The organism is Mojavia sp., from assembly GCF_059505145.1.
Genome location: NZ_JCACKA010000153.1, coordinates 1 through 10,895 on the forward strand (window position 1 = coordinate 1; position 10,895 = coordinate 10,895).

The 10,895-nt window shown below is 41.1% G+C and carries 14 protein-coding genes and 3 pseudogenes; 7 read left to right on the plus strand and 10 right to left on the minus strand.

Annotation, left to right across the window (positions count from 1 at the left end):
* Positions 1 to 95 precede the first annotated feature (95 nt).
* The 7 genes and pseudogenes from AC5JL8_RS38245 to AC5JL8_RS38275 form a co-directional block, all read right to left on the minus strand.
* Entirely contained in the window at positions 96 to 824 is a 729-nt protein-coding gene (locus AC5JL8_RS38245) for a hypothetical protein (RefSeq protein WP_495884890.1), read from the minus strand.
* 158 nt (positions 825 to 982) lie between these two features.
* Positions 983 to 1,231, minus strand: a complete 249-nt coding sequence (locus tag AC5JL8_RS38250; RefSeq protein WP_495884891.1) for a hypothetical protein — start codon at positions 1,229 to 1,231, stop codon at positions 983 to 985.
* Positions 1,232 to 1,255: 24 nt separating this feature from the next.
* A complete protein-coding gene (locus tag AC5JL8_RS38255; protein ID WP_495884892.1) occupies positions 1,256 to 1,495 on the minus strand; it encodes a hypothetical protein in 240 nt (79 codons plus the stop codon).
* 117 nt (positions 1,496 to 1,612) lie between these two features.
* A pseudogene (locus AC5JL8_RS38260) lies at positions 1,613 to 1,819 on the minus strand (GNAT family N-acetyltransferase); the annotation flags it as partial.
* Positions 1,820 to 1,834: 15 nt separating this feature from the next.
* Positions 1,835 to 2,134, minus strand: coding sequence for a GNAT family N-acetyltransferase (locus tag AC5JL8_RS38265; RefSeq protein WP_495884893.1), 300 nt, complete (start codon positions 2,132 to 2,134; stop codon positions 1,835 to 1,837).
* Between the two features lie 4 nt (positions 2,135 to 2,138).
* Positions 2,139 to 2,678, minus strand: a complete 540-nt coding sequence (locus AC5JL8_RS38270) for a P-loop NTPase family protein (protein WP_495884894.1) — start codon at positions 2,676 to 2,678, stop codon at positions 2,139 to 2,141.
* Positions 2,679 to 2,906: 228 nt separating this feature from the next.
* Positions 2,907 to 3,086: a hypothetical protein gene (locus AC5JL8_RS38275; protein ID WP_495884895.1), complete on the minus strand. Its 180-nt coding sequence runs from the start codon at positions 3,084 to 3,086 to the stop codon at positions 2,907 to 2,909.
* Positions 3,087 to 3,374: 288 nt separating this feature from the next.
* Here AC5JL8_RS38275 and AC5JL8_RS38280 point away from each other — a divergent pair, with 288 nt between their 5' ends.
* The 3 genes from AC5JL8_RS38280 to AC5JL8_RS38290 all read left to right on the plus strand — a co-directional run bounded on the left by AC5JL8_RS38280 (position 3,375) and on the right by AC5JL8_RS38290 (position 4,601).
* Entirely contained in the window at positions 3,375 to 3,635 is a 261-nt protein-coding gene (locus AC5JL8_RS38280) for a hypothetical protein (RefSeq protein WP_495884896.1), read from the plus strand.
* A 158-nt stretch (positions 3,636 to 3,793) separates the two neighbouring features.
* Positions 3,794 to 4,228 (plus strand): GNAT family N-acetyltransferase, encoded by a 435-nt coding sequence (locus tag AC5JL8_RS38285; RefSeq protein ID WP_495884903.1) that lies wholly within the window; start codon positions 3,794 to 3,796, stop codon positions 4,226 to 4,228.
* Entirely contained in the window at positions 4,197 to 4,601 is a 405-nt protein-coding gene (locus tag AC5JL8_RS38290; RefSeq protein WP_495884897.1) for a hypothetical protein, read from the plus strand. Before AC5JL8_RS38285 ends, AC5JL8_RS38290 begins: the two co-directional genes overlap by 32 nt.
* Before the next feature lie 21 nt (positions 4,602 to 4,622).
* Here AC5JL8_RS38290 and AC5JL8_RS38295 read toward each other — a convergent pair.
* Positions 4,623 to 4,769 (minus strand): annotated as a pseudogene (locus AC5JL8_RS38295) (GIY-YIG nuclease family protein); the annotation flags it as partial.
* 107 nt (positions 4,770 to 4,876) lie between these two features.
* On the opposite strand from AC5JL8_RS38295, the gene AC5JL8_RS38300 reads away from it, so the two are divergent.
* Entirely contained in the window at positions 4,877 to 5,875 is a 999-nt protein-coding gene (locus AC5JL8_RS38300) for an alpha/beta fold hydrolase (protein ID WP_495884898.1), read from the plus strand.
* Positions 5,876 to 6,079: 204 nt separating this feature from the next.
* Here the strand turns inward: AC5JL8_RS38300 and AC5JL8_RS38305 are convergent, their stop codons facing one another.
* Positions 6,080 to 6,283, minus strand: a complete 204-nt coding sequence (locus tag AC5JL8_RS38305) for a hypothetical protein (protein ID WP_495884899.1) — start codon at positions 6,281 to 6,283, stop codon at positions 6,080 to 6,082.
* 283 nt (positions 6,284 to 6,566) lie between these two features.
* Here AC5JL8_RS38305 and AC5JL8_RS38310 point away from each other — a divergent pair.
* Positions 6,567 to 7,634, plus strand: a pseudogene (locus tag AC5JL8_RS38310) (transposase); the annotation flags it as partial.
* A gap of 280 nt (positions 7,635 to 7,914) precedes the next feature.
* Here the strand turns inward: AC5JL8_RS38310 and AC5JL8_RS38315 are convergent.
* Positions 7,915 to 9,081, minus strand: a complete 1,167-nt coding sequence (locus AC5JL8_RS38315) for a BUD32 family EKC/KEOPS complex subunit (RefSeq protein WP_495884900.1) — start codon at positions 9,079 to 9,081, stop codon at positions 7,915 to 7,917.
* A gap of 116 nt (positions 9,082 to 9,197) precedes the next feature.
* Between AC5JL8_RS38315 and AC5JL8_RS38320 the strand changes: the two genes are divergently transcribed.
* A complete protein-coding gene (locus AC5JL8_RS38320; protein ID WP_495884901.1) occupies positions 9,198 to 9,884 on the plus strand; it encodes a thermonuclease family protein in 687 nt (228 codons plus the stop codon).
* Between the two features lie 142 nt (positions 9,885 to 10,026).
* On the plus strand, positions 10,027 to 10,895 hold an 869-nt coding region (locus AC5JL8_RS38325; RefSeq protein ID WP_495884902.1), incomplete at its 3' end, for an AAA family ATPase.

A 10,895-nucleotide genomic window follows, 5' to 3' on the forward strand; every position in this document is an offset into this window, starting at 1 on the left:
GTCAGTTCATGAACGTGAAACTGTTGGGGTCGCGTGATGGCTATTGGTGGGCAGTAGAGGACGAGCGTATTGAGTTTTTGCGGAGGATGGTATCTTCATGGAGCGAAAAGGCGATCGCAAACAATACAGAAATTCTCATAAGGAAACAACATCGAACCACACTCAGTAAGTAAAGACTGTAAAATTTGCCATCTAGAATCCGCTACAGGAAAATCCATGACAGAAATACAATAATCAAATCGAGCGCAGGCAAATGCTAAAAGGCTGGAATCAAGACAACCAACATTGATCCCATTGAAATCTCTTGGCCCGTGGTCAGCTATCATGACTTTCAGTTCTAGCGTTAAGTCAATATGTTCATAGAGTAGACGATAAATATCTCCAATCCAAGAATTCTCTACAGGTACAAACAGGTGATTTCTGACTTGAGTGCCGTAATGTCGATTAAACTGTTCGTCAATAAGTTGGAGTAACTCAATTTGTTTTTTATCCTCGGCTGTAAAAATTTCTTCATCTGCTTCTAAAAATGCTTGAGTTCGACTTTTTCCTTGTTTGATTTTTTGAAATGCAACTTTTGTTTTTTTAATGAATAGGTGTTCTATTGGGAATTTTAATTGTGCAGCCAAAATGCAAGCTATATTTTGTTGGGGATCGCGAAGGAACACATTTTCAGGATTACTTTTTAAATGTTGCTCTAAAGAGCGATCTTGTTGAATAGATGTTATTTCGCTTCTGAGGTAAGCTTGAGCATAGTAATGCAGAGGATTTGCTACAAAAATAATTTCTGGCTGATTGACAGCAGCCAATTGATAGAGCGCAATCACCGCATCAGTTGCTTTTATGCCGATCAAGTGACTGGGTTGAGCGTGTTATACTTTGCCACTTTTCCCAATAGAGCGGAACTAATCTCACTTGCTCTGGCGATAAACTTACAGCCATATCGTATTTATTTAAGAGCCTTCATTTACTTGCTGCGTGAGTGTCAGCATTGTGAAATTGAATCCGAACCAACAAAGATTGTTGGAATGGCCATCATCATTAACATGATTAAGTTAGCAACCCAAAACAACACAAAAACGCCAAAACCCACTAATGTCAAATCGGAAAATGTTAATTGCGTAAATCCGTCTAGTAGTTGCCACAATCGAAAAGCTGTGTAGAAGAAACCAATAGGTACAACAACACTTGGTACAAGGGAGCGACTAAAGACATATTCGCTGGTAAGTTGCACTACGACTATTAACAGGTAACTTCCCTAAAATACCAATGAAGATGGTTGCCTCCAATTGGGAGCTAACAAGCATATCGGTAACAAAACTCCAGCAACTAAAGCTAATTTGACCCACCATTGCAGAAATTGCCATTGCTTCTGGCTAAACCCAATCTCTGCGGTAAAGGGTAAACGTTGAGCTTTCACGCTAAAACCATAGCCAAGAGCTAGCAGAGTTGCAATCAGAATAAACAGCGCCAAAATCAATCCATTATTAACTGTCATCTGCTGGAAAAACCAATTCTTATACCTTTAGTTTAATCTTGCTTTAACAGGCTGCCCCACCTTGGCTGCCAATGTTTCGCCTTCTAGTTTATATATAGTCTGTATGCAACGAGCTTGTTAGACATCATGATTAAAGTGTAATGCCAGATGCTCTTCATTAAAATACGTGCCATCAATAAATAAAGCATCATGTTCTAAACCAAAACGCTCAAAACCTCGTGACTTATAAACAGAGGTCGCTGCTACATTGGTTGTAGTAACCGTGAGGATGATCTGTCGTAGTCCATCAAGTTGTCGAGCATGAGATAATGCTTTATCGAGAAGTGTAGCTCCAACGCTTTACCTGCGCGACTCAGGCAAAACATACATACTCCATAAAGAACCAATATGAGTACGCTTCAGACGGCTCTCGCGTGAAAAGTCAAGCATACCAATAAGTTTGTCTGTGTCGTCGAAAGCACCGAAAATGCCGTTAACAGAATCATCGTCAGGGCGAAGCCTGGCAGCAAAGTCGGTCAAAGAAAAACAGGATTCCTGCTGATAACTCGAACCAAAAGCCGTCGGTGACTCTCTCAATGCAAACAGACGCAACTCACGGTAAACGACGATATCTTGGGAGGTTAAAAATCGGATTTCCATAGATTTATGCACCAGCTTTTAACTTAGTCTGGCGCTCAATTAATTCAAAGAATTGCGAAATTTGTTTAGTCGAGCGAATGTGATAAACACTTTTGATGTTTTGAGCCTGCTCGATATACCCACGATATTTTGGCATCAAATATTTGTGACATAACCAAAGTACGCGGTAGCTAGTAAGCGAACTCCTCAATATCGGACTGTTGTCAGACCAGCCTGATGGCGGTTGAAAGTAACCTGTGATAAATCGTTTAGTTACCCACCAAAAATGCACATACAGAGGTAGATCGACAAAAACTAAAGTATCCGCTTCGTCAAGCCGTGGCCAAAGTGTTTCCATGCAACCAAACCCATCAATAATCCATTGCTCGGTAGCTAAAATTTGCTGATGGATACGCTTGTAGTCTTCATGTGGAACTTCAGCGCCCCCAGCCTGATATTTAATCTTGTCCAAGACGTGAAGTGGCAAACCAGTAATTTGGGATAATTTTTTGCTCAGAGTTGATTTACCGCCTCCAGTATTGCCAAATACCGCTACTTTTTTCATCCTCACTTTCCTTTTAGTGCAATAGAGTCCAAGCTGGCACAAGCTTGTCACGACAGAATAAGAGTTTTATTTATACTACTACTATACTACAAATTGTAATGCAAAGTCTCTTGTTTTGCTCCCCTATGACCTACGCCATATCTATAGCCGTGAATGTGCTCGATGAGTTACTGTTACCTACCGAGTGGATAATCTAAATGGCTAGCTCCCCGCTCACTCGCGATCGCTCTACATAGTATCGTCCATCCAACCACATTCTGAGTTTGGGTAATCCCAATGTACTCTTGAGGTGCGATCGCGTTCATACTCAGCACCACATCTTGGACACCTGCCAGTAAATAAAGGATGCCAATCGAGTAATGCTAACTGCTGCTGTTGTGTCCAACGTGGGCGAGGCTGTAAAATCAACTCGTCGTTGTAATAGCTTGCTCCCTCTGGCTGCCATAGTTCCTCAACCTGGGCGTTTGGATCTTCTCGAAAATTTAGGCAGCAATCCCCCTCGATCCCTCCGGGATGAACAACACAGACTATGTGGGGATCATGAGCAGATCACAGGCAGCGATTGCAATCAGGTATTTTAGGCATAGTACCAGTAATACATCGGGCTTTTGTTTTCGAGAATATCTTAATTGCTTAAAATAAGAGCTATACAGTTTCAGGCTCAAAAATTCCCTTTGCAGGAGAGAAAAATTACTCATGTCTGCAACACTCACCAGTAAAATACTGCCCTATTTTTGGAAAGATAACGCACTTTGGGTAAGCCGTTCTCTACCAGATAATGGTTACAAAAAAGCAATTCCAACTAATGCGAATAAGAGATTTCGGAAGCATACCGACTTTTTCATAGCTGTAGGAGCGTTATTATGTGGTTATGCCCAGTTTGAAGGTTATATACCTGTATTTCTGGAAGAACTCCTTGGGGATGAAGCGATACTTTGGCGGTTATGGGGTGACTGATTTTTGCATAAAGTAAAAAACTTGTGGATGATTTTCCAACTTTAAGAACACAACGACTGCTATTGCGTCAAGAAACACTCCTAGATGCTGGTGGAGTCTTAGCGGTGTTTAGCAATGCAAAAGTCACTTAATTTCATGACCTGGATACATTTAGTTCAATTGAGGAGGCAATTGCCCTGATTGAGCGGCGGGCAAAACGATTTGAAACTGGGCAAGGAATAAGATGGGGAATTGCACGTCAGCTTGACAACGTTGTCATTGGTTCGTGTGGCTTTACATGGGATAAACAAGCGCAATCTGCTGAAATAGGTTATGAACTCAACAGTGTTTATTGGCAGCAGGGGATCATGATAGAAGCTTTGCAGGCAATTTTGCAGTTTGGATTTTTGAAGTGTAGTTTACAATTTGTAACTGCCGAAGTAATGGTGAATAATACCGCTTCAAAAAGGCTATTGTGCAAATTAGGCTTTCAAAGCCAGGGTGTATTTAAACAGCGTGGATTTTGGAAAGGACAGCATCATGATTTAGAGCAGTTTATACTATTCAGGAGTGCAGAGCAGCATGACTTCAATCACCAGAACAATTATGATTAATGTGCAGGCTGACGAGAATAATCAGTATATTTGTCAGTTATCTTCCCCTGTTGAGTCAAGCGCAAATGAGATTCGCTGCTGTGGACAAAGCGAAGAACACGCCATAGCCAACGCACTAGAACAGTTAGCCAGCCAATACCGCCAGATTACCGAGGAGCGTCAAAATACCGATTGGGAAGCAGTAGAGTATTCGGCGGCTGGCGAACCAATTCAAAAGCGTTACCATGTAATTCTGCATTATGAACGCATTAGAAAAGCCGAATCTAAATTTGACGCTTTACAGGACACGCTGCTAGGGAATACGGTGGTTGAGAATGCCAAAGTTAACTTAATTGAGATTGACGAAAAGTTACCAATCCAGCCAGTAACTTGATTGCTCACAGAACCAGCAGCCTTATTTAAACGGCTGACCCCACAAATCCCAATTTTCCTTATTGAAGGGTGATCGCCATTTCAAAATTAGCTTCAACTCCAACTGCTGCCGTGCGCGTCGGTCAACTGGAGCATCCCACCAAAACGCTGCATTGACTGCTGTTTATAATCCATAACGAGAATGTAGATGATTCGATTCACCCTTGTTATGGGGCGTGTTTGAAAGCTATCTGTGAGACAATCGCAAACATATTTAAGTTGAAGGAACCAACTAAAATGCTATGGCTAGTTGCAATCCTTGGTTTAGTAATTGGAATAGTTGGGTTGGGAACAATCTATCATCAAGCAATGGCCACAAGAAGCGATCGCCTGATGTTTCAGCCATCAGGAAAATTAATTGAGGTCAATGGTAGGAATTGGCACTATCAAATTATGGGGAAAGGTCAGCCGACAGTGATTATTGATAGTGGAACCGGAGGTACACACCTTGATTGGCAGCTAGTACAGCCGGAAGTTGCCAAATTTACCAGAATTTTGACTTATGATAGAGCCGGTTATGGCTGGAGCGATTTAAGTTTACAACCACGCACGGCAGAACAAATAGTTCGTGAGTTGCGGCAACTTTTGAGAAAGGCTGAAATTGAACCACCTTATGTTTTAGTAGGAATGTCGTTAGGTGGATTATTCAGTCGCTTATTTGCCTATGATTATCCAGAAGAAGTAGCTGGGATGGTTTTAGTGGATGTAGCTCATGAGAAAATGTATCAGGAGTCATCAACCGAATGGGTTGAATTGAACAAACGACTTGAAGAGTTGTTAATTCATGTGTTGCCAATTATCGGGCGCATCGGTTTGTTTCGTTTGCTTGTCAATTTTGATTATTTACCATTTGCAGTTGGTTTATTCCAAAAATTTCCATCCTCAATCCGGCCCCTTGCTAAAGCAATCTATTCACAAACACAGTTTATAGAAACCTTTGCCCAGGAATCAGCTGCGGTATCAATTAGCATGAACCAGGTTGAGCAGGCACGAAAGGCAAAGTCATTTCCTGAGATTCCTCTAATTGTTTTGTCGTCTGGCAAGCCAGACTTCGACATCACACAACAGGTGCTTGAGAAACTGCAACAATTACATGCGGATTTAGCTAATGAGTCACCCCAAGGCGTTCACATGATTGCTGAGAACAGTGGACATGCAATCCAACTAGACAATCCAGAATTAGTCATTGATGCAATTCGTCGAGTTGTTGAACAAGTGCGTTGTCGTAGCACTTGATAACAACATACTTATTCAAGAACATGAAAACCAGATTGCGATCGCTCCTCTCTAGCGCAACATCCCCTTGACAGTTGCAGATTTAGCTTCCAAAAGAAGAATTGCTATTCAATGCCGAAGCCTTTGAAAGCCAAGAGCGATCGCTAGCAAGGGCAAATACATTTATTGGCACTTGTTGAGAGTTCCTCATGCCTTGCCCTTCTCTCAATTGAGATCGTTGCGATTAAGTGTCGGCTCTTGTTGTATCTCAGAAAAACGTGAATACTTAACCGCATCGGTAGGAGGATAATCTGCTGACACTGCAATTAACCCAACTTTTATATCCTCGAAGTAGATCACACCGCCAATACGCCGTTCAGCTTGGAAAGGGGCATGAAAAAAATGATACTCTGCAATGTAGATTGGCAAAAAGTCAGTAATCTTTACTGCCCTGCCAAACAAATGCTTACCTTATATCTTGCACCTTGAGGTATAAACCACTAATACACAAATAGGAGCGTAAAAAAGTGACTCCAGGAGTGAGCGACAATTTTGGTATATAAAGTAATTTAATTGACGCGCATTGATGACTTAGCTTAAGTAAATTTTCTAAGAACAGGCGATCGCGAAATAGAAACAGAAGTTAGATTTGTACACAAGGGCACAAATATGAGAAAAAAGGGCGTGAAAAGCATATATCAAAGCAAGAAAAATGGTTTCAATTCTTGCCCACGCCCAAGGGCTAGTTTACACTCTACTGTCATTGATGCCCTCAAAATACCAGCAACAAAACTTAGAAGCTATGTTGGGATTGTTCTTACAGGCTCAAGGAAACCCTTTACCTGAACACTCTCAAGGTAAGTCTGCCAGTGCCTTAAGCCGATTTCTCAATATTTATCACTGGTCAACCCGTAGTGTAATTCGCACTGCTCGTGTTCGTATTATTCAGGAGATTTTGCGCCATTGTTCAAAAGGGCGCAAACCTTGTCTACAAGTGATCATTGACCTGACAACCTTAGAGAAATTTGGCAAATTTCCACAATTTAAGGATTTAATACGCGTCTACAACGGAAAACGAGGTTTGCATTTAGTTGTTGTGTATTTAGTTGTGGGTCAGTGGCGAGTACCTTGGAGTTTTCGTGTCTGGCGGGGAAAAGGCACTGCCTCACCTGCACAGTTGGGATTAAAGCAGATTTTCTGTTTGCCGAAAAAATTAACCCAGCGCTTCCAAGTGATGATTCTCGTAGATACAGCCTTCGGCAGTGTGGAATTTCTACATGGTGTCCGAAAGCTCAAGTATCACGTCATTGCTGGTATCAGCAGGAAACGGAAATTAACTTCGGGATACAGCGTTTCTCAACTACATAAACGCGGACAACACCTACGCCTAAGAGGTTTAAAGTTTCCTGTTTATGTTTCCTGGTATTATTTTAAACGTGATGATGGGAAGTACGAAAAACGATTTGTCATTTCCACTAAAGCTCTTAAAGCCAGCACTATTTCTTGGTGGGGTAAACGCCGTTGGCAAATAGAGGGCTGGTTTAAGACTGCCAAGCATCGTTTCGGCTTACACCGCTTTGGGCAAGGAACACTTTTAGGTGTTTACCGTTGGTTGATACTGTCTTTGATCTCCTATATTTTGGCCCATTGGGCTTACTTATCTATAACGAAAGCATCCACAAGTTTACCCAATTGGGGACAAGCCGCAGAAATTGCATTTCAAACTATCTTTCCACAATTAGTGCTGTTATTTCTTTTACAAGATATTGAGCGCCTCAGAGACTTGGCACTTAGTCATGGAATTGACATTACTATTTCCAGGTGCAAGATATAAGTTACAAGTTTTTTGGATGACACCATCTAAGTATTCATTATAAGCAGGCTCTCCCAAGTCAGTAAATTCTGCATGATCCGCAAAATGATCCATGTAAAACAACCATATATTGGATAAGTCTGCCTTATTCGTTAGTTTTTGCTTAAGTTCTTGCAATTGGCCGATGTTCATAGCCTGGATATTGATGAGATGGTACGAGCAGACAGCACTGTTAAAAATCTACCATTTAAGAATATCCACTAGAAATAAACCCTGTTTCTTCAAGCAACTGTTGTAGTTTTGCGTGAGGAAATTTGATATTCTTGTGGTTATTTGTACACATATCAGCAAAAAAGTTTTGCATTAGTGCAATGATACTGCGGTATTTGACAATACTAGTGACATAGAATTTATCCAACTTCATGAGTTTATCAGCATATAACTGCTCGATGTTGTCCAATAATATAGCTCCTATTTCATAAGGTTTTAAACCTTCTTTTATGTCATATTTTTCCCTGATGGTACGTTGATCAATCTCAGAACAAGAATCATACGATGAGCGAATAAGATGACCAAGATTCCGTAAGATTTCTCCATAGTCGTAAAATTGATTCTGCTGAAAAAAAGACTCTTCATCTTTGGTTAAGGAAAAGCTTTTATCAAGTACCAAACCAAAATCGGTTAAATATGTCTGCTGTCCGTCTGCGAGGATATTGTAAAAATGTGCGTCGAAATGAATAATTCCCTTGGTTCTCAAAAAGGTAATTGTCTTGTGTAATTCATTCAGGCATTTCTGTAGTTGGCAGGGGTTTTCTTGCAGCCATGTTGCTAAAACATGAGGAATGTACTCTAAAAACAGAATCAATTCATAGTTGGCATTGGCTCTATCTAATGCATAGTTCTCAATACTGGCATTATTCCCCCAATACTCCACAAAGGTTTTGTGATTTTCTAGATCAACATCTTTGCGTACTCCAGAAAGTGGAATAATTCGATAATGATACATTAAGGGAAATGCGGCGATCTCTCCTTCTAGTACCCAGTTAGTGGTTTTGATGTGTGTTACAAGTTCACGGAATACATTTAAAGCAATAGACCCTACACCATAATTAAAATAAGTTGGTAAATTATATAAATTTTTGGTAGAAAGTAAGTTTTCGTATTCAATTTTTGTAACGGGAATACGTTTGACAAATACTTTGGATTGTCCAAGACCAATGGTATAGTTTCGCCCCGAATTCAAACTTGATGTACCCGGCTCACAATCGTCAAACAAAGAATGCAATTGTGAATTGTCTAAACCAGCAAGTTGTGAACTAAGTTGGAAGTACCTTTTGGTTCTAAGTTCTAGATTGTTATCAAGCATAACCTCAAAGAAGGTAACATCAATTGTAAATATTTTAACTTTTGGCAAACAGCGTCATTTTGTTCATAAGTTGACCAAAGGATTTTTCAGAACTGATCCATATCACAGGGTGAGATATGGTCACAAGTTACCCTTGATACAGAATCAGAAACAAATTTACATAGATGAACAAAGCCAGTATTCTCGCAGCAGCCTTACTGTTGCTTTCTGAATTGCCAACTGTAGCGCAAACTAGCCTGCCCAAGATGACAGTAGTTAGCGTGGGTGATGGGGATACCTTAAGAGTCCGCAATCCGCAAGAGCAAACAATTACCATTCGCCTCGGCTGTGTGGATGCACCCGAACTCAAACAAAATCCTTGGGGTCAGCAGTCCAAGTCTCGCCTCCAGCAACTACTGCCAGTGGGTCAGTCTGTACAAGTTCGACAAATCGAGCGTGATAAGTACAAAAGGCTTGTAGCCGAGATTTTTGTAAATAATCGCTCGGTGAATCTCACTATGGTGCAAGAGGGGCAAGCTGTAGTTTATCGGCAGTATCTTCAGGGGTGCGCCAACGCTAAAGACCAGTTTCTTCAGGCTGAGGCTGATGCTAAAAGTAAGAAGTTAGGATTTTGGAATCAGTCTAAGCCAGTGATGCCTTGGGATTTTAGGCGAGGTAAGAAAAATACTCAGGCTACGACGAAGCGATCGCCGCAAGCGCAACAATGCGATCCGTCCTACCCAGATATTTGCATCCCGCCCAATTCGGCAGACTTGGATTGTTCTAATATTCCCTACCGCAGATTTAGGGTAATTTCACCAGACCCACACGGATTTGATAGAGATGGGGATGGCGTGGGTTGCGAACGGTGATTATGCCAAAACAAGGCTTTCGGTAATGGACTGTTGTTCAGGAAACAGGGGATAAAAGAGCGTTAGGTGCGATCGCCATTTACAATGATCTATCGCATTATAAGGTATAGGCAGGCTGGATTAGCCAGAACCAAAGTAAACTATGACCAGCAAATGTGGACTCACGCTTGGTAAGTACGCACCGCTTCACAAAGGACACCAATTTGTGATTGAGACTGTCTTAGCAGAAATGGATGAAGTGGTAGTAATCATTTATGATTGTCCAGAGGTGAGTGCCATTCCTTTAACAGTTCGGGCTAAGTGGTTGCGAAAACTGTATCCGACAATTGAGGTGATTGAAGCATGGGATGGCCCAACAGAGGTTGGTAATACGCCTGAGATTAAGAAAAAGCACGAAGAATATATCCTGAAAAAATTAGAATCAAAAAAGATTACGCATTTTTACTGTAGTGAATTTTATGGTGAACACGTAAGCCTTATGTTAGGTGCAGTAAATCGACTTGTAGATAGAGAACGTAAAACTTACCCTATCTCAGGAACGAAAGTCAGACAAGACCCTTACGCTTTTAGGGATTATTTACATCCTGATGTTTACAGTGATCTGATTACTAATGTTGCTTTTCTAGGTGCTCCCTCGACTGGAAAAACGACTATTGCATCCCAATTAGCGAAAGAGTACAAAACTGCATGGATGCCGGAATATGGACGTGAATATTGGGAACAACATCAAATTAACAGAAGGCTTTCGCTTTCTCAACTAGTGGAGATTGCCAAAGGGCATTTAGAACGTGAGGAAACTTTGCTGTTACAAGCAAACCAATACTTGTTTACAGATACGAATGCCCTAACAACCTATCAATTTTCTTTGTACTATCACCAAATGGCTGCCCCAGAGTTAGCAGAACTAGCACATCAAGCTGTGTCGCGCTATGATTTAGTATTCCTTTGTGATATAGATATACCCTATGATAATACTTGGGATCGCTCTGGAGAGACAAATCGTATTGTATT

What these genes read in the sequence shown, in the direction of transcription:
- AC5JL8_RS38255 (WP_495884892.1), bottom strand. Translation starts at nt 1,495, where the DNA reads ATGACAGTTAATAATGGATTGATTTTGGCGCTGTTTATTCTGATTGCA.
- AC5JL8_RS38265 (WP_495884893.1), bottom strand. Translation starts at nt 2,134, where the DNA reads ATGGAAATCCGATTTTTAACCTCCCAAGATATCGTCGTTTACCGTGAG.
- AC5JL8_RS38270 (WP_495884894.1), bottom strand. Translation starts at nt 2,678, where the DNA reads ATGAAAAAAGTAGCGGTATTTGGCAATACTGGAGGCGGTAAATCAACT.
- AC5JL8_RS38280 (WP_495884896.1), top strand. Translation starts at nt 3,375, where the DNA reads ATGTCTGCAACACTCACCAGTAAAATACTGCCCTATTTTTGGAAAGAT.
- AC5JL8_RS38290 (WP_495884897.1), top strand. Translation starts at nt 4,197, where the DNA reads ATGACTTCAATCACCAGAACAATTATGATTAATGTGCAGGCTGACGAG.
- AC5JL8_RS38300 (WP_495884898.1), top strand. Translation starts at nt 4,877, where the DNA reads ATGCTATGGCTAGTTGCAATCCTTGGTTTAGTAATTGGAATAGTTGGG.
- AC5JL8_RS38320 (WP_495884901.1), top strand. Translation starts at nt 9,198, where the DNA reads ATGAACAAAGCCAGTATTCTCGCAGCAGCCTTACTGTTGCTTTCTGAA.